This is a genomic window from Mycobacterium noviomagense (genome assembly GCF_010731635.1).
In the GTDB taxonomy this organism is placed as follows: domain Bacteria; phylum Actinomycetota; class Actinomycetes; order Mycobacteriales; family Mycobacteriaceae; genus Mycobacterium; species Mycobacterium noviomagense.
Window position 1 is genome coordinate 3564470 of record NZ_AP022583.1, and the last position, 18619, is coordinate 3583088.

The 18619-nt window shown below is 66.9% G+C and carries 18 protein-coding genes and 1 pseudogene; 12 read left to right on the forward strand and 7 right to left on the reverse strand.

Annotated features, from left to right (window positions below; translation table 11 throughout):
- Window positions 1–11: 11 nt before the first annotated feature.
- The 6 genes from G6N15_RS16865 to hflX all read left to right on the forward strand — a co-directional run bounded on the left by G6N15_RS16865 (window position 12) and on the right by hflX (window position 5920).
- Window positions 12–938, forward strand: a complete 927-nt coding sequence (locus tag G6N15_RS16865) for a DMT family transporter (protein WP_083086459.1) — start codon at window positions 12–14, stop codon at window positions 936–938.
- Between the two features lie 93 nt (window positions 939–1031).
- The gene (locus G6N15_RS16870; RefSeq protein WP_083086744.1) at window positions 1032–1946 is read left to right on the forward strand and encodes a DMT family transporter; all 915 of its coding nucleotides are present in this window, start codon (window positions 1032–1034) and stop codon (window positions 1944–1946) included.
- Between the two features lie 10 nt (window positions 1947–1956).
- Window positions 1957–2643, forward strand: a complete 687-nt coding sequence (locus G6N15_RS16875) for a class III extradiol ring-cleavage dioxygenase family protein (RefSeq protein ID WP_083086460.1) — start codon at window positions 1957–1959, stop codon at window positions 2641–2643.
- Window positions 2631–3557: a tRNA (adenosine(37)-N6)-dimethylallyltransferase MiaA gene (gene miaA / locus G6N15_RS16880; protein ID WP_083086461.1), complete on the forward strand. Its 927-nt coding sequence runs from the start codon at window positions 2631–2633 to the stop codon at window positions 3555–3557. Before G6N15_RS16875 ends, miaA begins: the two co-directional genes overlap by 13 nt.
- A 4-nt stretch (window positions 3558–3561) precedes the next feature.
- Window positions 3562–4434 carry a diaminopimelate epimerase gene (gene dapF / locus G6N15_RS16885; RefSeq protein ID WP_083086462.1) on the forward strand — a complete coding sequence of 291 codons (873 nt, stop codon included), beginning with the start codon at window positions 3562–3564 and terminating at the stop codon, window positions 4432–4434.
- Window positions 4435–4480: 46 nt separating this feature from the next.
- Window positions 4481–5920, forward strand: a complete 1440-nt coding sequence (hflX, locus tag G6N15_RS16890) for a GTPase HflX (RefSeq protein ID WP_083086463.1) — start codon at window positions 4481–4483, stop codon at window positions 5918–5920.
- Here hflX and G6N15_RS16895 read toward each other — a convergent pair.
- Entirely contained in the window at window positions 5905–6408 is a 504-nt protein-coding gene (locus G6N15_RS16895; RefSeq protein WP_083086465.1) for a hypothetical protein, read from the reverse strand. The two genes, hflX and G6N15_RS16895, sit on opposite strands and share 16 nt — an antisense overlap.
- Window positions 6409–6497: 89 nt before the next feature.
- Here G6N15_RS16895 and G6N15_RS16900 point away from each other — a divergent pair, with 89 nt between their 5' ends.
- Window positions 6498–7658: an acyl-CoA dehydrogenase family protein gene (locus G6N15_RS16900; protein WP_083086466.1), complete on the forward strand. Its 1161-nt coding sequence runs from the start codon at window positions 6498–6500 to the stop codon at window positions 7656–7658.
- Window positions 7659–7664: 6 nt separating this feature from the next.
- Here G6N15_RS16900 and G6N15_RS16905 read toward each other — a convergent pair whose 3' ends face one another.
- Window positions 7665–8852 (reverse strand): TerC/Alx family metal homeostasis membrane protein, encoded by a 1188-nt coding sequence (locus tag G6N15_RS16905; protein ID WP_083086468.1) that lies wholly within the window; start codon window positions 8850–8852, stop codon window positions 7665–7667.
- A gap of 351 nt (window positions 8853–9203) precedes the next feature.
- Here G6N15_RS16905 and G6N15_RS16910 point away from each other — a divergent pair, with 351 nt between their 5' ends.
- A complete protein-coding gene (locus tag G6N15_RS16910) occupies window positions 9204–11258 on the forward strand; it encodes an LGFP repeat-containing protein (RefSeq protein WP_083086470.1) in 2055 nt (684 codons plus the stop codon).
- A 31-nt stretch (window positions 11259–11289) separates the two neighbouring features.
- On the opposite strand, the gene lexA is transcribed toward G6N15_RS16910, so the two are convergent.
- Window positions 11290–11985, reverse strand: a complete 696-nt coding sequence (gene lexA / locus G6N15_RS16915) for a transcriptional repressor LexA (RefSeq protein WP_083086472.1) — start codon at window positions 11983–11985, stop codon at window positions 11290–11292.
- Window positions 11986–12205: 220 nt separating this feature from the next.
- Here lexA and G6N15_RS16920 point away from each other — a divergent pair, with 220 nt between their 5' ends.
- The 3 genes from G6N15_RS16920 (at window position 12206) to G6N15_RS16930 (ending at window position 13821) form a co-directional block, all read left to right on the forward strand.
- On the forward strand, window positions 12206–12670 hold the full coding sequence (locus G6N15_RS16920) for a LysM peptidoglycan-binding domain-containing protein (RefSeq protein WP_083086474.1): 465 nt from the start codon (window positions 12206–12208) through the stop codon (window positions 12668–12670).
- A gap of 154 nt (window positions 12671–12824) precedes the next feature.
- Window positions 12825–13289: a transcriptional regulator NrdR gene (gene nrdR / locus G6N15_RS16925; protein WP_083086746.1), complete on the forward strand. Its 465-nt coding sequence runs from the start codon at window positions 12825–12827 to the stop codon at window positions 13287–13289.
- 46 nt (window positions 13290–13335) lie between these two features.
- Complete coding sequence (locus tag G6N15_RS16930; RefSeq protein ID WP_083086476.1) at window positions 13336–13821, forward strand: peroxynitrite isomerase; 486 nt, start codon at window positions 13336–13338, stop codon at window positions 13819–13821.
- Between the two features lie 13 nt (window positions 13822–13834).
- Here G6N15_RS16930 and G6N15_RS16935 read toward each other — a convergent pair whose 3' ends face one another.
- From G6N15_RS16935 to G6N15_RS16945, 3 genes are read right to left on the reverse strand one after another with little or no spacing between them, the layout of a single operon-like run.
- A complete protein-coding gene (locus tag G6N15_RS16935; protein WP_083086478.1) occupies window positions 13835–14521 on the reverse strand; it encodes a PhzF family phenazine biosynthesis protein in 687 nt (228 codons plus the stop codon).
- Window positions 14522–14555: 34 nt separating this feature from the next.
- A complete protein-coding gene (locus G6N15_RS16940) occupies window positions 14556–15578 on the reverse strand; it encodes an alpha/beta fold hydrolase (protein WP_083086480.1) in 1023 nt (340 codons plus the stop codon).
- 35 nt (window positions 15579–15613) lie between these two features.
- Window positions 15614–16579, reverse strand: coding sequence for a proteasome assembly chaperone family protein (locus G6N15_RS16945; protein WP_083086482.1), 966 nt, complete (start codon window positions 16577–16579; stop codon window positions 15614–15616).
- Between the two features lie 214 nt (window positions 16580–16793).
- On the opposite strand from G6N15_RS16945, the gene G6N15_RS16950 reads away from it, so the two are divergent.
- A complete protein-coding gene (locus G6N15_RS16950; protein WP_083086749.1) occupies window positions 16794–17591 on the forward strand; it encodes a trypsin-like serine peptidase in 798 nt (265 codons plus the stop codon).
- Between the two features lie 81 nt (window positions 17592–17672).
- On the opposite strand, the pseudogene G6N15_RS16955 reads toward G6N15_RS16950, so the two are convergent.
- Window positions 17673–18607, reverse strand: a pseudogene (locus tag G6N15_RS16955) (FAD-dependent oxidoreductase); the annotation flags it as partial.
- Window positions 18608–18619: the final 12 nt, after the last annotated feature.

Sequence of the window (18619 nt, forward strand, 5' to 3'; positions counted from 1 at the left end):
GGAGGTCACCCATGTCGAACACCGATATTGCGACGCTGCTCGCCTTATGCGCTGCGTTGGCAGCCGCGATCGGCAGTGTGGTGCGTCAGCGGTGCGCGCAGGTGATCACCGACAAACCCGTGGGCCACTTGACGTTGTTCGGCATGTTGGTTCGCGACATCCGTTGGTGGCTGGGCGGATTGGGGGACATCGCCAGCTACTGCCTAATTGCCGCGGCGCTGGACAAAGGCTCGGTCATGCTGGTCACGGCCCTGCAGGTGACAGTCATTCTGTTCGCGCTACCGATCTATGCGTGGGTGACCGGTCACCGGATAACCGGCCGGGAGTGGATGTGGGCGGTATTGCTGGCGGCGGCGTTGGCGGTAGTCGTCGCGGTCGGGGATCCGACGGCCGGCTACTCCCACGGCTCGGCGGCAGCCTGGCTCGTGGTCGCACTTGTGATGGGGCCGGCGTTGGCGTTGTGTGTGGTGGGCGCACAGATCTGGTCGGATCGCCCGGCCTCCGCGGTACTGCTTGCGGTGGTGTCGGGTTCATCGTTGGCGTTGTTCGCGGTGCTGACCAAGGGCATCGTCGATCGGCTTGAACACGGCGCTGGTGAGCTGCTGCGAACACCGGAGCTGTACGCCTGGGTGCTCGCGGCGCTGGTCGCAATGATCTTTCAGCAGTCGGCGTTTCGCGCCGGTGCCCTGACTGCGTCACTGCCGACGATTACCGTGGCAAAGCCCATAGTGGCCACGGTGCTCGGAGTCACCGTGCTGGGCGAGACGTTGCGCGCCGACGGCGTCGAGTGGGTGGTGCTCATCGCGGCCGCGGTTCTGGTGTTGGTCGCGACGGTGGCTCTGGCTCGCGGTGAGGCTGCCACTATGGCGGCGGGCGCGGGGCGCGACGTGCTAGCCGGAGACGAGCCAAAGGCCTCGCCGGAACACCTGAGCGGCTGACGGTTTCCCGGCGCGCCGCACGTCGTTGCCCAGCGCCGCAGCATGTTCATGCCACAGTTGGTATGCCGAGAGATTGTCGGTGGGGAGGTCAGCATGCCGAAGGCGGATATTGCGGCGCTACTGGCCTTGAGCGCTGCGGTGTTCATCGCGATCGGCAACGTGATCCATCAGCGCGCCGCGCGACAGGTCACCGACAAACCGGTCGGTCATGTGGGGTTGTTCGCAAGGCTGCTGCGCTACCCATGGTGGTGGGTGGGAAGTCTGGTCGGCGCCGTCGGCTTCGGCTTGCAGGCCGCGGCTTTGGGCTTGGGATCGGTGCTGTTGGTGCAGGCATTGCTGGTGACGGCGCTGCTGTTCGCCTTGCCGATCAACGCCCGAGTGAATCACCGCAGGATGACCAAACGTGAGTGGATATGGGCGGCGTTGTTGGCCGGTGCGGTCGCGATCGTCGTAACCATCGGGCATCCGTCGGCCGGTCACGCGCGGGCCTCGATAGCTACCTGGGCGATCACCCTTTTGATCATCGGCCCGGCGTTGGTGGCGTGCTTGGTGGCTGCGCGCAGGCGCTCCGGTCCGATAGTCGCGGTGCTCCTGGCAATCGCCTCCGCTTTATCGTGGGCGCTGTTTGCGGTGCTGACCAAAGGGGTCATGGGGGCGCTGGGCGGTGGCGTGGGAGCGCTGCTACGGGCGCCGGAGTTCTACGGCTGGCTGTTGGCCGGGTTGGGTGCGACGGTGTGGCAGCAGTCGTCGTTTCGCGCTGGCGCGCTGACCGCATCGCTGCCGACATTGACCGTCTGCCAGCCGCTGCTGGGTTCGGTGCTCGGCATCGCGATGCTCGGCGAAGTGCTGCGTCCGGGCCAGGCGGGCTGGTCGACCTTGGCAGTCGCGGTGGTGGTGATGCTTGCCGCGACGGTGGCCCTGGCCCGCGACGAGGCGGCCACGGTGGCACTCGACCGCAGCGACGACATGGCGGCCACCCGCCAACCCGCAATGTCGCCAGGACGTTAGTTTTGGTGGCGTGCTGGGCGCCATTGCGATCATTCCGTCCGCGCCTGTGCTGGTCCCGCAACTGGCCGGAGCAGCCGCCGCCGAGATAGCCGACTTGCGCGAGGCGGTGATGGCCGCTGCCGCCTCGCTGCCGCCGCGTTGGATTGCTGTGGGTGCCGGGCCGATTGACCGCGTGGTCGGGCCCGACAACATCGGTACTTTTGGGGGCTTCGGCGTCGAGCTGCCCGTGCGGCTGGCGCCCAAAGCTGACCGACAACCCGGGAACCTGCCGCTGTGTGCCCTGATGACCGCGTGGGTGCGTGAGCAGGCCCAGCCCGAGGCGTCGGCCGAGGTGCGGGTCTACGCCGCCGGCCACCACGTCGACGCTGCGTTGGACCGAGGCCGGCAACTGCGCGCCGAGATCGACCAAATCGCCGAGCCCATCGGGGTGCTGATCGTGGCCGACGGCGCGAACACCCTGACCGCCGCCGCGCCCGGTGGCTACCAGCCGAGCGACGTCGACGTTCAACGCGCCTTGGACGACGCGCTGGCGTGCGGTGATCTGGCTGCCTTGGCCCGGCTGCCGGACCAGGTCGTCGGGCGCCTGCCGTTGCAGGTGCTGGCCGGGCTCGCCGAGCCGGCGCCGCGATCGGCCAAGGAGCTCTACCGCGGAGCGCCCTACGGGGTGGGCTACTTCGCCGGCATCTGGCAGCCGTGACCCGACCGCTCGCGATCGTCGGGCCGACCGGCACCGGCAAGTCGCAGCTGGGGCTCGATGTCGCCGAGCGGCTCGGCGGCGAAATCGTCAACGCCGACGCCATGCAGCTCTACCGCGGCATGGACGTCGGCACCGCCAAACTGCCCGTCGCCGAGCGCCGCGGCATCCCGCATCACCAGCTCGACGTCCTGGACGTCACCGAGACCGCCACCGTCGCCCGCTACCAGCAGGCCGCGGCGGCCGACGTGGAAGCCATCATGGCCCGCGGCGCGGTGCCGGTCGTGGTCGGTGGGTCGATGCTTTACATCCAGTCGCTGCTCGACGACTGGGCGTTCCCGGCGACCGACGCTGCGGTGCGCGCCAAATGGGAGCAGCGGCTTGCGGAGGTCGGCGCGGCCAGGCTGCACGCCGAGCTGGCCAGCCACGACCCGGCCGCCGCGGAGTCGATTCTGCCCACCGACGGTCGGCGCATCGTGCGGGCGCTGGAAGTCGTCGAGCTCACCGGCCAACCGTTCAGTGCATCCGCACCGGCCATCGGCGCGCCCCACTGGGACACCGCCATCATCGGATTGGATTGCGACAGTTCGGTTCTCGATGAGCGGCTGGCCCGGCGCACCGACACCATGTTCGAGCAGGGTCTCGTCGACGAAGTGATCGGCTTGCTGGAGCAAGGCCTGCGCGACGGTGTCACCGCGTCGCGTGCGCTGGGCTACGCACAGGTGATCGCCGCCCTGGATGCCGGCGGAACACCGGAGTTGCTCGACGACGCCCGCCGGCAGACCTTCATCGGCACCCGCCGCTACGTGCGGCGACAGCGCTCGTGGTTTCGCCGCGACCACCGCATCCACTGGCTCGACGCTGCCGCGCCCCGCCTCGTCGACGCAGTGTTGGAGGTGTACCGAGACGTATCCTGAGCAAGTGATCTTCGCCAAAGGCCACGGCACGCAAAACGACTTCGTGCTGCTGCCCGACCTGGACGCGAAGCTGACGCTGACCCCCGCTGCGGTGTCCGCACTGTGCGACCGGCGCCGCGGGTTGGGCGCCGACGGGGTGCTGCGGGTCACGACCGCGGCAGCCGCGCAGAGCGCCGGTGTGCTCGACCGCCTGCCCGACGGTGTCGACGCCGGCGACTGGTACATGGACTACCGCAACGCCGACGGCTCCATGGCGCAGATGTGCGGCAACGGCGCGCGGGTGTTCACGCACTACCTGCGGGCCAGCGGGCTCGAGCATCGCGATGAGTTCGTCGTCGGGTCGCTGGCCGGGGCTCGACCGGTCGTCCTGCATCACGTCAGCCCCGTCACCGCCGACATCACCGTCGACATGGGCAAGGCCAACCGGCTCGGCGCGGGGGAGGCGGTGGTTGGTGGGCGGCGGTTCGCCGGCCTAGCGGTCGATGTCGGCAACCCGCATCTGGCGTGCGTGGATGACGAGTTCACGGCCGAGACGTTGGCGGCTCTGGACGTCGGCGCCCCGGTCAGCTTCGACCGCGCGCAGTTTCCGGATGGGGTCAACGTCGAAGTCCTCACCGCACCGGACGACGGCGCGGTCTGGATGCGGGTCCACGAGCGGGGTGTGGGCGAGACCCGCTCCTGCGGCACCGGAACCGTCGCCGCCGCGGTCGCGGCGCTGGCCCACAACGGTGCCGCCACCGGCACGCTGACCGTGCGGGTGCCCGGCGGCGAGGTCGTGGTCACGCTCACCGAGGCCACCAGCTACCTGCGCGGGCCGTCGGAGTTGGTCGCTCACGGCGAACTGAGTGAGGAATGGTGGCGCGGGCAGCAGCGTTAATTCGGATGCGCGTCGCCGATTCGGCGTGCACCATCTCTAATTGCCTATGACATATCCCGAAGCTCCCCGTCACCCCCCTGCTGAGCCCAGCACGGGCGAGTTGGCGCTCGACGACCGCTCGGCGCTGCGCCGGGTCGCCGGACTGTCGACCGAACTTGCCGACATCTCCGAGGTCGAATACCGGCAGCTACGGCTGGAACGCGTCGTGCTCGTCGGCGTGTGGACCGAGGGCAGCGCCGCCGACGCCCAGGCCAGCCTGGCCGAGTTGGCGGCACTGGCTGAAACCGCCGGCTCGCAGGTCCTCGAAGGACTCATCCAGCGCCGCGACAAGCCCGACCCGTCGACCTACATCGGCTCCGGCAAGGCGCAGGAGCTTCGCGAGGTCGTGCTTGCCACCGGCGCCGACACCGTCATCTGCGACGGCGAGCTGTCCCCGGCACAGCTGACCGCGCTGGAAAAGGCGGTCAAGGTCAAAGTCATCGACCGCACCGCGCTGATCCTCGACATCTTCGCTCAGCACGCCACCAGCCGAGAAGGTAAAGCCCAAGTCTCGCTTGCCCAAATGGAATACATGCTGCCGCGCCTGCGAGGCTGGGGTGAATCGATGTCCCGGCAGGCCGGTGGTCGTGCCGGCGGCAGCACCGGCGGCGTGGGTCTGCGCGGTCCCGGTGAGACCAAGATCGAGACCGACCGGCGGCGCATTCGCGAGCGGATGGCCAAGCTGCGCCGCGACATCAAGGGCATGAAGCAGGTCCGCGACACCCAGCGCAGCCGCCGACTGGACAGCGACATGCCGTCGATCGCGATCGTCGGCTACACCAATGCTGGCAAGTCGAGCCTGCTCAACGCGCTCACCGGCGCCGGGGTGCTGGTGCAAGACGCCTTGTTCGCGACCCTGGAACCGACCACCCGCCGCGGGCAGTTCGATGATGGCCGCCCGTTCGTGGTCAGCGACACGGTCGGTTTCGTGCGCCACCTGCCCACCCAGCTGGTCGAAGCGTTCCGCTCCACGCTGGAGGAAGTCGTCGACGCGGATCTGCTTGTCCATGTGGTCGACGGCGCCGACGTCAACCCGCTCGCCCAGATCAGCGCGGTGCGTCAGGTGCTTTCCGAGGTGATCGCCGACCATCACGGCGATCCCGCGCCAGAACTGCTGGTAGTCAACAAGGTTGACGCGGCCGGCGATCTCGCGCTGGCCAAGTTGCGGCGTGCGCTGCCCGGCGCGGTGCTCGTCTCCGCGCGCACCGGGGAAGGCATCGACGCGCTGCGTCGGAGGATGGCCGAGTTGGCCGCACCGACTGACACCGCCGTCGATGTGGTGATCCCGTATCACCGCGGCGACCTGGTGGCCCGGCTGCACACCGATGGGCGGGTGCAGCAGGCCGAGCACAACAGCGACGGCACCCGGATCAAGGCCCGGGTTCCGGTGGCGCTGGCCGCCAGTCTGCGGGAGTTCGCGGCGGCGGGAAGTCAGTCCACTTCGTAAACGTCCTCGGCGGCCGCGGCCATCAGCCGCTCGGCCAGGTCGGTCTTCAGGTCGTCGAGGCGGGCTTCCTCGTCGGGGCTGCGGCCGGTTTTGGTTGCGAGGTCGATGAATTCGTCGGTGACGAAGCCGTCCCGCAGCAGCAAGGTCGCAGAGCGGTCGCCGATCCCAAGCTCGAACACGAAGCTTTGCCGCAGGCGGCCATGGTCCGGACGCGCCAAGCTGAGATCGACCGTGTAGCGGCCGTCGGTGACCGCGCGGGTGACGGCTTCGAACCCGTCGCGCGCCCCGGGCCCCTGGAACGCGGTGCGCACCCTCACCGAACGCCGCTGTGGCGGTTCGCTCGCAGATAGCAGCCCAAACGCGCGCTGCATGGCTTTGAACGCGGTGGCCACGCCGGCAGGCGAATATGGCCCGGCATAACGCAGCATGTCGGCGAACGAGAACTCGAGGATCTGCCCGCGCTCTTGTACGCGGATCACGTCGGCCATGGCGCCGAGGATAGGCGCTACCGAGGGTCCGCCCAACCATCCGGTTGGTATATCTTGGGCGGCAGAGTCCGAGCCGCCGGAGGTCCCTGATGGATACTGCTGTCAAGTACGAGCGCACGCTGTTCGAGGCCGAGCACGAACTGTTCCGTGAGTCGTACCGGGCATTCCTGGATCGCCACGTCGCGCCGTACCACGACGACTGGGAAAAGGCCAAGATCGTTGACCGCGGAGTGTGGCTGGAGGCCGGTAAGCAGGGCTTCCTGGGCATGGCCGTGCCCGAGGAGTACGGCGGGGGCGGCAACCCCGACTTCCGCTACAACACGATCATCACTGAAGAGACGACTAGGGGACGCTACAGCGGAATCGGGTTCGGGCTGCACAACGACGTCGTGGCGCCGTACTTGCTGCGGCTGGCCACCGACGAACAGAAACAACGGTGGTTGCCGAAATTCTGCACCGGCGAGCTGATCACCGCGATCGCCATGACCGAACCAGGCACCGGCAGCGACTTGCAGGGCATCAAAACCCGCGCCGTCAAGCAGGACGATCACTACGTGCTCAACGGGGCAAAGACGTTCATCACCAACGGAATCAATTCCGACTTGGTGATCGTCGTCGCGCAGACCGATCCGGACAAAGGCGCGCAAGGCTTTTCACTGCTCGTCGTGGAACGCGGCATGGAGGGTTTCGAGCGCGGCCGTCACCTGGACAAGATCGGCTTGGATGCCCAGGACACTGCTGAGCTGTCGTTCACCGACGTCAAGGTTCCGGTCGAGAACCTGCTCGGCGAGGAAGGCAAGGGGTTCATCTACCTCATGCAGAACCTGCCCCAGGAGCGGATCTCGATCGCGATCATGGCCGCCGCGGCGATGGAGACGATGCTGGAGCAGACTGTGCAATACACCAAGGAGCGCAAGGCATTTGGTCGTCCGATCGGCAGTTTTCAGAACAGCCGGTTTCTGCTGGCCGAGTTGGCGACCGAGGCCACCGTCGTGCGGATCATGGTCGACGAGTTCATCCGGCTGCACCTCGACGGCAAGCTCACCGCTGAGCAGGCCGCGATGGCCAAGTGGTACGCAAGCGAAAAGCAGGTGCACCTGATCGACCGCTGCCTGCAGTTGCACGGCGGCTACGGCTACATGCGCGAATACCCGGTTGCGCGGGCGTATCTCGACGCCCGGGTTCAGACGATCTACGGCGGCACCACCGAGATCATGAAGGAGATCATCGGCCGCAGCCTCGGCGTCTAGCGTCCGCTAGCGCGCATTGTGCGCGTCGTGCGCCTGGTGAGCTTGGCGCAACAGCTGCATCAGGTCGTCGTCGTTGCTGACCTTCTCTCGATATTTACTTGGCAGCGCGTGTATTTGGTTTTCCTCGTCGAGCAGCCGGTCGAAGATCTTCTGCCGTTCGACCGGATCGGATTCGTAACGCTGGTCGAGGTATTCGATGGCGTGGCGGCGGGCGCGTGCGACGGCGTTTTGCGCCCGGCCCCGCGCTGACAGCAACGACAGCACTGTCGTGACGACCAGAATCGCGATGATCACCGTCAGCGACACGGTGGTGCTCAATTCCACCCCCGGAACCGATTTCCCACCGTTGACGAACGGAACGTTGTTTTCACGCAGCGCTTGCAGCATCAGTTTCACGCCGATAAAGGCGAGGATCAGCGCCAGCCCGTAGGACAGGTACACCAGCCGATAAAGCAGTCCGTCGATCAAGAAGTACAGCTGGCGCAGCCCCAACAGCGAAAGCGAGGTAGCAGCGAATATCAGATACACGTTTCGGGTAAGACCGAAGAGCGCCGGAACCGAGTCGAACGCGAACAGCAGATCCGTGCCGCCGAGCGCCGTCATCACCAGCAACATCGGGGTCATCACCCGCCTGCCGCTTTCGACGATGAACAACCGGTCGTGGTCGTAGTTGTCCGAGGTGCGCAAGAACCGCTTGGCGACGCGGATCGCCAAGGTGTCGGCCGTGCGGCGCTCAGTGGCCTCCGGTTTGGCCAGCAACACTGCGGTGACCAGCAAGAGCACCGCAAAGAGGTAAAACGCCCAGTCGAAAATCCGGACTAACGCCGCGCCCAGAACGATGAAGCCGGTGCGCGCGATGAGCGCGAAAACAATGCCGAACAACAGCACCTTTTGCTGAGCAACACGGGGCACTCCGAAGCTGGCCATGATCACCAGGAAAACGAACAAATTGTCGACCGATAAAGCTTGGTTGCTGAGATAGCAGGCGAAATATTCAATGCCCATTGTCGTGCCGCCGAGCATTACTACGGCTGCACCGAACACAAACGCCGCTCCGATATAGGCCGTCGACCAGATCGCTGCGTCGCGCACGGTCGGTATGTGTGGCCTGCGGACGTGGAAGAAATAGTCGAATAACGCCAAACCGACGATGATCGCGATGGTCAGGGCCCAGACCAGCCCGGAAACACCCATGTAGCTGTGTGTCCTCCCACGGCATGCGTCGTGCGCGGTCCCCGGCAATCGGATGGGGTCGTCCCCATCAGTTGGAGAACCCAATCCTTGCGCAGGCAAAACTCAATCCGGACGGTAACGCAATCCGTGTGCAAGCTGTACGGGGCCACGCCCGCGACGCGCCGTCGCTGCATCATTTCGACATCGGCTGGGTATCTCTTTCCGTAATCTCTGCGATGTGACTTCGCAATTGCGGCCGGCTGGAGCAAAGTGGTGTCGGCCGAGCGCGGGCCCTGCCGAGGTCCGTAATGGGTCAGAGCCCGACGATGAATGCAATCCACGAGTAGCGATAGCGGCGGCCAGGGAGGGTTGGTGACCGGGCGGCGAGGTCGGATGTTGAGGCGTGCGGCGCTCGTGCTGGCGGCCGCAGGAGTTGTGGTGGCGTTGGCGCCGTGTGCGGCGGCATCTCCGGAAAGCGACGCCAACGATGCGATCACCGCGGCATGGCGAGCTGCCGGCGGCGCGGATTCGCGGCTTGGCCCCAAACAAGGCGACGTCTACGCCGTCGGCGACGGCTTCGTTCAGGACTTTGCCGGTGGCAAAATGTTTTTCACCGCAGCGACCGGGGCCAGATCGCTTTACGGGCCGATCCTCGACAAATACGAATCGCTAGGCGGCCCTGTCGGCAGCGACTTGGGTTTCCCCACCATCAGCGAGGTACCGGGCCTGGCTGGACCGGACACGTTGGTGAGCACGTTCGCCGCCAGCGACAAGCCGGTGATCTTCTGGTCGGCCGCTCATGGCGCGTTCGTGGTACGCGGCGCGATGAACGCCGCTTGGGACAAGCTGGGCAGCTCCGGCGGGGTGCTGGGCGTTCCGGTCAGCGACGAGACGTACAACGGTGAGGTTTCCACCCAGTCGTTCACCGGCGGACAGGTGTCGTGGAACCGGCTGACGAAGGTGTTCTCCACGGTCCCGCCTGACTTGGTGCAGCAGCTGACCGGCCTCCAGGTGCCCATCGACCCCACCGCGGCGATCAACACGGCCTGGCGCTCGGCCGGCGGCGCCGCCGGTCCCCTCGGCGCCAAACAGGGCGGCCAATACCCCGTCGGCAACAACGCAATTGCGCAGAAGTTCGCGGGCGGCAAGGTCTTCTTCAGCCCGGCCACCGGAGCTAACGCGGTGGAGAGCGACATCCTGGCCAAATACGAATCACTCGGCGGGGCCGGCAGCGACCTGGGTCTTCCGACGGCCAACGAAACCGACGGCGCCATCAAGCCGACAAGTCGCGTCAGCACATTTTCCGCGTCCGACAAGCCGGTTATTTTCTGGACGCCTGCTCACGGTGCATTCGTGGTCCGCGGGGCCATGAAGGCGGCGTGGGACAAGCTGGGCGGCGCGAAAGGCACGCTCGGCGCACCGGTGGGTGACCAAGCGGTCGACGGCGACGTGGTGTCCCAGAAATTCACGGGCGGCAAGGTCTCCTGGAACCGGGCCAAGAACGTCTTTACCACCGAGCCGCCCAACTTGGCGTCGTCGCTGGCCGGGCTGCACGTGCCGGGCCAGACGCAGCCGAGCCGACCGGCGGCGCCCGCGGGCGCCGCACGGACGTGGCATTGGTGGTGGCTTTTGGTGGCCATCCCCGTGCTGCTCCTGGTTGGTCTGCTGGCCTTGGCGACGCTGTGGGCGCGGCGACGCCGCATGGAGGCTCGCCGCGCTGCCGCCCGCAGACATCGCGACGCCCGGGCCGCGAGGGCCTACGAGCCCGTTGCGAGCACCGACGACCGCTGGTCAGCCGACGCCGACCGCGACGTCGGCTCGTCGGAGTTTGCCGCCGGCTATCCGGAGGCGCCGGAGCGCAGGCCGGCGACGGCCCCACCGGATGAACACGCGGCGCCCGAGAGCTGGAGGCCGACGGCAGAGCAGGCGGAGGCTGGCTTGGTTGGCGCCGAGCATGCGGGCGCTGAGCCGTCCGACCTCGACGAGGATATCGGCGTCGAGGACCCGGACAAGGTCGACACCGCCCCGACCCGCATCCCGTCGGAAGCCGAGCTCAGCGCGCAACCCGCGGTCATCCCAGAACCCGAGGCCGGACCAGAACCCGAGCCCGGACCAGAACCTGAGGTCAGACCAGAACCCGAGGTCACACCACAACCCGCGGTGAGAACCGGGCGGCATGCGGCGGTGGAGACCGCAGAGGACGAGGACGTGCTGGCGGTGCCGGCAGCAGTCAGCGCCGTGACGCCGGCCATCCACCTTCCCCTCGAGGACCCCCGCGAGGCGCCGGAGGGCTACCCGGTCAAAGGCAACGCCAGCTTCGGCCTGTACTACACACCGGACAGCGCCCTCTACGACGACGCGTTCGCCGAAATCTGGTTCGCCAGTGAGGAAATCGCGCGCGCGAACGGCTTCACGAAGGCCGATTAGAAGGCCGATTAGGCGGTCGCAGCGACCCCTGTCAGATTTTGCGGATGACGGTGACCACCTTGCCGAGGATCGCGGCATCGTTGCCCGGGATGGGATCGAATGCCGGGTTGTGCGGCATCAGCCAAACCTGACTGCCAGTGCGCTTGAACGTCTTGACGGTGGCCTCGCCGTCGATCATGGCCGCGACGATGTCGCCGTTGTCAGCCACGTTCTGCTGGCGCACCACCACCCAGTCGCCGTCGCAGATGGCGGCGTCGACCATCGAGTCACCAACGACTCGCAGCAAGAACAACGCACCCTCACCCACAAGCTCGCGGGGTAACGGGAAGACGTCCTCGACCGCTTCCTCGGCGAGGATCGGACCGCCGGCGGCGATGCGCCCGAGCACCGGAACGAACGTCGGCTCGGGCAGGGCATCCGACCCCGACACGTCGGTGAGAACCGGTGGCGCGGCGTCGTCGGCTCCGCGGACGTCGACCGCGCGCGGGCGGTTGGGGTCACGCCGCAGATAGCCTTTGCGCTCGAGCGTGCGCAGCTGATGAGCCACCGACGACGTCGACGTGAGCCCGACTGCGTCACCGATCTCGCGGATGCTCGGTGGATAGCCGCGGCTGGTGACCGAGGCGCGGATGACTTCCAGGATGGTGCGCTGCCGCTCTGTCAGCGCCGAGTCCACAGTTTGCATGCGGCGGCCTTGGCCGGTGGGGGTGTCGCTGCTATCGCTCATAGCGTTCGAATGTAGCCCCAAATCGTTCGATACTCAAACGTTTGTTCGAGGCGTGTCGCGGCGAGTCGTTCCTGGGCGGAGCAGCGACGGGCGGTTTTGTCGGTGGCATCGCCTACCGTTTCAACCGCTCGACAACATTTCGATCACATGTTCGGAAATCGAACGCACTATCGAATATAGTCGAACATGCGATCGACCGCCGGCTTGATGGGAGGCACCTATGACGCTCATGCAGACAACGGGACCGCACGCCGTGCATCGCGGGCAGCCCCTTCGCGCCCGCTGCTGGGGCGGCGAGCGGCGACCTGGCCCGTCACGGCCGCGTGTTGCGCCGCCGCGTTATCGCGGCACCGGTGTGTGGATGTCCACGGCCCCGCACCGCAGGCGTCCCATCACACCGGCCACGACGGTGGGCCTGGCCCTGCTGGCCGCGCTGATCACCGTCTGGCTCGGGCTGATTGCGCACGTCGGCGACATGGCCGGCGGACCCGCCGGCGAGCACGGGCCGATGCCTGATCGGCTTGCCGTGGTCAGAGTCGACGCCGGCGAGACCCTGCCGCACCTGGCCGCCCGGGTGGCGCCCGACGCACCGGTCGGCGAAGTCGCGCAGCGCATCCGCGAGCTCAACGACCTGCAGTCACCGATGCTGACCGCAGGCCAAACGCTGATCGCGCCGGTCGGCTGACGGCACCGCCGTGCAGCGCGAAAACGCTGCCTGCCCAACGACCCTCGCCGCAGGCAGCGCTGAACGCCCGTCCGCCCCGGCATTCGCGCTTCCGACGTGCACACAGGTACTCTCGGAGTGGTCCGAGGTACGCCGGCGGGACGAAGGAGCGGTCATGCACTGTCCGTTCTGCCGCCATCCCGATTCCCGGGTGGTCGATTCCCGCGAAACCGACGAAGGCCAAGCGATTCGCCGCCGTAGGTCGTGCCCGGAATGCGGGCGGCGATTCACCACCGTGGAGACGGCGGTGCTGGCCGTAGTCAAGCGCAGCGGCGTCACCGAACCCTTCAGCCGGGAAAAGGTCATCAGCGGGGTGCGTCGGGCCTGCCAGGGCCGCCAGGTCGACGACGACGCGCTGAACCTGTTGGCCCAGCAGGTCGAAGACACTGTGCGCGCGAAGGGGTCGCCCGAGGTGCCCAGTCACGAAGTCGGGCTGGCGATCCTCGGGCCACTGCGAGAACTCGACGAGGTGGCATACCTGCGTTTCGCGTCGGTGTACCGGTCGTTCTCTTCGGCAGATGATTTCGAGCGGGAGATCGAGGCGCTGCGGGCGCACCGCAAGGTGTCCGCACCGAATTGAGCGGGCGTTGAAAAGGCCGTCGCACGGTCGCCGTTAGGCTTGCGGCATGCCTGCCGAACTGCACCCTGATCTTGAAGCGTTGGCGCCGCTGCTGGGTACCTGGGCGGGTCGAGGCTCTGGCAAGTACCCGACCATCGAACCGTTCGAGTATCTCGAAGAGGTCGTGTTCTCCCATGTCGGCAAGCCTTTCCTGATCTACGGGCAGAAGACCAAGGCGCCTGCCGACGGCAAGCCGCTGCATGCCGAAACCGGTTATCTGCGGGTGCCGCAGCCGGGTCGGGTCGAGCTGGTGCTGGCCCATCCGAGTGGTATCACCGAAATCGAGGTGGGCACATACTCGACGAGCGGTGACCGCATCGACATCGAGCTGGCGTCGTCAGCGATCGGGCTGACCCCGAGCGCCAAAGAGGTCACCGCCCTTGACCGCCGGTTCCGTATCAGCGGCGACGAGCTGTCGTATTCGTTGCGGATGGGCGCGGTCGGACAGCCGGTGCAGGATCACTTGGCCGCGGTGTTGCGCCGGACGAGCTGAACCGGCGCCGCGTTCACACGATGTACATGACGCCGTCGCTGACGACCCGGCCGAAAACCTGAACCCAGCCTTCCGGATTCCAGGTGGTCTGGATGACCGAGCCCTTGCCCTGGGTGATGGTGAGGTCGCGGCTGAGGTAATCGGTGATCCGCACAGCCGCCGAACCGGTCGCTTCGTCTTCGGGCACACCCAGATTGCCGGCGAACATCCGGGCCCGCAGCAGTCCCGCCGACCGGTCGGTCCAGGTCCACAGGTAGTGCGCGACATCGTCGGGATAGTCAGCGGGGTCGGCGGCGGCCAGCTCGTCGAGCGAATCCAGCTCGTAGATCGCGAATTCCGGCGCCCATTCGGAGCGGGCGCTGATCGCGGTGAGTTCCCCGTGATAGCTGACCTGCACGATGCCGGCCGGCACCTGCAGGGTGCGAATCGGCGTGCCCTGCTCGCGCAGCCACCAGGATGCGCCCACGGTCGGGTGGCCGGCGAAGGGAACCTCCGTCTGCGGCGTGTAGATGCGCGCGTGCGCCGTAGTCGCGCCTGGCGCCGGTGGGTCGACGAAAATTGTTTCGCTGTAACCCAATTGCCGTGCCAGGCTTTGCCGACGTGGCGGCGCTACGCTGCTGGCAGCGATGACGCCCAGCGGATTGCCGAAGTTGCCCTGGGCGTCGGGGAAAACGCGGAGCACCGTGATGTCGATGGCCATGCGCCCGACTGTACGACGCAGTGCTCGCGGAAGATCAGGTGGCGCTTCGCTCGTCGGAACCCATGGCGCTAAGCACCGCCACGCGGGTGTCGACCGAGCCGGAGACCGAACGCTCACCGCCGCCGGTTCGCAGCAATTCGCGAAGCAACTCCTGGTCGTATTCGGCCGGTTCGGTGGTGTCGATGAAGCGTTCGACAACTTCGATGAAGCGGTCGGGATCGTCGTGAAATGGGAAGTGTCCGGAGTTTTCGAAAATCTCGAGCTGGGAGCCAGGCATCGCCGCATGCGCCATCCACGCATGACTGACCGGCACAACCACGTCGCCTGTGCCCCAAATAAGTTGTACGGGAACGGATTTCGTCAAATAACATCGGTCCAGCATGGTCACCATCTGGCCGCGCCAGTCCACCACCGCGCGCAACGTCCGGGTGAACGCCGATGACGCCATCGGCTCGGGCAGGTCAGCCAGTATCCGCAGCACGTCCGGAAGGTCGCGGCCCAGGGCGGTCGATCCCAACAGCCGGCCCGTGGCGCGTCCGGCAATCTGCAGCGTCGGCAGCACCAGCGGCAACCGCAGCAACGCCAGAGCTTCGCCGCCCAGCGGCAACGACGCGCAGCGCAACACGATGTTGACGTCTTTGGTGACGCCGCCGGTGGCGACCAGGACGAGCCGGTCGACCAATTGCGGGAACTGGTAAGCGAATTGCATCGCCACCCCGCCGCCGAGCGAATGGCCCACCACCGTGACCCGGTCGATGTCCAGCACGCTCAGCAGATCGCGCATCCCGTTGGCATACGCCGCCACCGAGTAGTCGGCCCGCGGTTTGTCCGACTGGCCGTGGCCGAGCAGATCGGGCGCAATCACGGTGAAACGTTGTGCGAGCTTGGCTTGCACGGTTTCCCATGTGGTGGAGTTGTCCGCGATGCCGTGAATCAGCAAGATCGCCGGCCCCGAGCCGGCGATCCGGAAAGCGCGTCGATAGCCGTGGATGGTGCGAAACTGCAGTGTCGGCGTCACCTCGCGCACCGGCCGCAGGTTGGGCTTTCGCTTGCTCATGTCGCCAACTCCACTGTCGGGCCGGTCTGAACGCTTCAGCTCGGATTGTCGTCCTTGCGCTTCTTTTCCGCCTGCTGGGCCAAAAACCGCTCGAACTCCGCGCCGAGCTCCTCGCCGCTAGGCAGATCCCCGTCGCGCGTCAGCAGTGACCGGTTCTCCTGGGCGGCAATGAACGCATCGTACTGGCGCTCCAGGGCCGCCACCACTTGAGCCACCTCCGGGCTGGCCTCGACCTGTTCGTCGATCTTTGCCCGGATGTCGGCTGCTGCTTCGGTCAGCGCTGTCAGCGGAAAGTCCAGTGCAGCCGCCTTGGCCATCTGCTCCAGCAGCGCCTGCGCGGCGGCCGGATAGTCGGTTTGGGCCAGATAGTGCGGGACGTGCACGGTGAACCCGACGACCTCGTGGCCGTGCTGGGCCATCCGGTACTCGAGCAGGTTGGACGCGCTGCCGGGCACTTGGACTTCGGCGATCCACGGGGTGAAGTCGGCGATGAGCTCGCGGTTGTTGGAATGTGCGGTCATCGTGATCGGTCGGGTGTGCGGAACAGCCATCGGGATCGTGCCCAAACCGATGGTCTGACGTACGCCGAGCCGCTCGGCGAGCAGGCGCACCGCGGTGACGAAACGCTCCCACTTCAGGTCCGGCTCCATGCCGGCCAGCAGCAGAAACGGCGTCCCGACGCTGTCGTGCAGCGCATACAGGCTCAGCTCCGGGTCCTCGTAGTGGGTGAAGTGGTCGGTCTTGAACGTCATCAACGGTCGGCGCGAGCGATAGTCCAAAAGCTCGTCGATCGCGAACGACGCCACCAATTCGAAGTCCAGCGAATTCTTGAGGTGGGCCGCAGCCAGCCGGATTGCATGACCGGCGTCGGAGAAGCCCTCCAACGCGTGCACCAAGACCGGGCCTCGGCCGTCAGGCGACGACAACTGCGGCGCGGGGAACTCAAGCTCGTACATCCCCGCCTGCTCAGGGTGGTAGGGCTGCTTTCGTTCGTCGGCCATCGTTGTGCCTCCTCGTCACGACCCTATGCCGCGCCACGTCACTAGTTTCCCTCACAGCGACAGGTGCCAAAAAGTTGATCCGGCTCACTAGTTAGCCCGCCTGTACGTTTCGAAACACGGGAGCCGGGGGACCGCATTCCGCTCGCGGTCACCGGCCCGACCGTCAGGCGTAGCCCGGGCGCCCTAGCGCCGGGCTCGTGCATGATGAATATCGATGCGAGTGATGGCGGCGGTGCTGGGTGTTCCGGTCGGCTTGGCGTTGCTGGTGTCGGCTTGCGGTCAGCCGGCCCGTCCTGCAGGCACCTCCCGTGCGCACGAGCAGCGCGCCAGCCACACCGTGCCGCAGGTCGTCGCCGGTCCGGTAGCTCCCGACCCGCGGGTGGGCGCAGTGTTCCTCGGCGGCGGCGACCTGCATACCTGCACGGGCTCGGTGCTGCACTCGAGCGGGGGCGATTTGGTGTTGACCGCTGCGCATTGCCTTGGCGGCAATACCCCGCCCACGTTCGTTCCGGGCTTCGCCGGCCAAGCCGCACCAGACGACATCTGGACCGTCGACGCTGTCTATCTCGACCCGCGCTGGGTCGCGGGGCGAGATCCACACGCCGACTATGCGATTGCCCGGGTGAGCCGGCCCGCCGGCGGTTCGGTCGAAGCCCAGGCCGGCTCCGGGCTGTCGTTGGGCAACGCACCGGCCCGCGGCAGCCAAGTCCGCGTCATGGCGTACCCCGCCGGTGTGGGCGGCACGCCGATCGGCTGCCAGGCCGGCACCGGGGTCACCGCCGACGGTTACCCGTCGTTGCCATGCTCCGGGCTGGTCGACGGCACCAGCGGTGCGCCGTGGATCAGCGGTTCGACGGTCATCGGGGTGATCGGCGGTCTCGATGGCGGCGGATGCGGGGAGGAGCTGTCCTACTCGGCGCCGTTCGATCAGCACGTCGCGCAGTTGCTTGCGAGGGCGGAGGCGGGCGGCCCCGGTGATGCCGCGGCACCAGACTTCGACGATGGCTGCTAGATCACGCCCGGCTAGCGGCGGAACTGGTTGAGCGCCCGGATTTTGTTGCGCACGTCCAGCGTGGCGACCTTGTAGGCCTCGGAGAACGTCGCCGACGGCGTAGATGTGGTCGACCTTGGTCCGAAACTGGTCGTCGACGAAGATGCGTCCGCGGCTGTCGGCTTCCAGGCCGGCGTTGGCCAGGTCGAGGTCGTCGGTCTGGCCTTCGCGTCCCGCCGAATACATCACCGTCTCGGCGGGAATTTGTTTGCCGCTGGCCAATGTCGTGACCGTGCCGACCGAACCCACATCCACAGCCGTCACCTCTTCGCCGAACCGGAACGTCACGGCGAGGTCGCGCAAGTGGAACCGCGGGGCCTCGACGATTTCGGGATCGCAGAATTCCAGCATTGTTTCCCGCTTTTCGACGATGGTCACCTTGGTGCCCAGCGCGGCGAACATCGACGCGTACTCGACGCCGATCACGCCGGCGCCCACGACGACCATCGACGAGGGGATCGATTTGAGATCGAGGATGCCGTCGGAGTCCAGCACCCGTTCCTCGTCGAACTCCACGCCGGCGGGCCGCGCCGGCCGGGTGCCGGTGGCGACGATGATGTAGTTGCCGCTGACCGTGGTTCGCTCTCCGCGAGACTGGTCTTCGACCAGCACGGTCTGCGGGTCGACGAACCGGGCGTGGCCGATGAATAGATCAATCCGGTTGCGCATCAACTGGTTCGGATCACATCGGCTTGCTTGCCGATGACATGCTGGGTGCGGTCGAGCAAGTCGGCCGGCGTGATTTTGTCCTTGACCCGGTAGCTCGCGCCGTACAGTTCGCGTCGGCTCATGCCGGTGAGGTAGAGCACCGCCTCGCGCAACGTCTTTGACGGAATCGTGCCGGTGTTGACGCAGACCCCGCCGAGCACTCGGCCGCGTTCGACGACCGCCACCGTCTTGCCGAGCTTGGCAGCGGCGATTGCGGCCTTCTGCCCGCCCGGTCCCGACCCGAGGACGACGACGTCGTATTCCAGCATCGAACCCATGAG

Bases quoted from the DNA above. Each gene is read 5' to 3' on its own strand.
- G6N15_RS16935 (WP_083086478.1), bottom strand. From the start codon at position 14,521: ATGGCCATCGACATCACGGTGCTCCGCGTTTTCCCCGACGCCCAGGGC.
- G6N15_RS16905 (WP_083086468.1), bottom strand. From the start codon at position 8,852: ATGGGTGTTTCCGGGCTGGTCTGGGCCCTGACCATCGCGATCATCGTC.
- hflX (WP_083086463.1), top strand. From the start codon at position 4,481: ATGACATATCCCGAAGCTCCCCGTCACCCCCCTGCTGAGCCCAGCACG.
- G6N15_RS16920 (WP_083086474.1), top strand. From the start codon at position 12,206: ATGACGCTCATGCAGACAACGGGACCGCACGCCGTGCATCGCGGGCAG.
- G6N15_RS16930 (WP_083086476.1), top strand. From the start codon at position 13,336: ATGCCTGCCGAACTGCACCCTGATCTTGAAGCGTTGGCGCCGCTGCTG.
- lexA (WP_083086472.1), bottom strand. From the start codon at position 11,985: ATGAGCGATAGCAGCGACACCCCCACCGGCCAAGGCCGCCGCATGCAA.
- G6N15_RS16940 (WP_083086480.1), bottom strand. From the start codon at position 15,578: ATGAGCAAGCGAAAGCCCAACCTGCGGCCGGTGCGCGAGGTGACGCCG.
- G6N15_RS16900 (WP_083086466.1), top strand. From the start codon at position 6,498: ATGGATACTGCTGTCAAGTACGAGCGCACGCTGTTCGAGGCCGAGCAC.
- G6N15_RS16950 (WP_083086749.1), top strand. From the start codon at position 16,794: ATGCGAGTGATGGCGGCGGTGCTGGGTGTTCCGGTCGGCTTGGCGTTG.
- nrdR (WP_083086746.1), top strand. From the start codon at position 12,825: ATGCACTGTCCGTTCTGCCGCCATCCCGATTCCCGGGTGGTCGATTCC.
- G6N15_RS16865 (WP_083086459.1), top strand. From the start codon at position 12: ATGTCGAACACCGATATTGCGACGCTGCTCGCCTTATGCGCTGCGTTG.
- G6N15_RS16870 (WP_083086744.1), top strand. From the start codon at position 1,032: ATGCCGAAGGCGGATATTGCGGCGCTACTGGCCTTGAGCGCTGCGGTG.
- G6N15_RS16945 (WP_083086482.1), bottom strand. From the start codon at position 16,579: ATGGCCGACGAACGAAAGCAGCCCTACCACCCTGAGCAGGCGGGGATG.
- G6N15_RS16895 (WP_083086465.1), bottom strand. From the start codon at position 6,408: ATGGCCGACGTGATCCGCGTACAAGAGCGCGGGCAGATCCTCGAGTTC.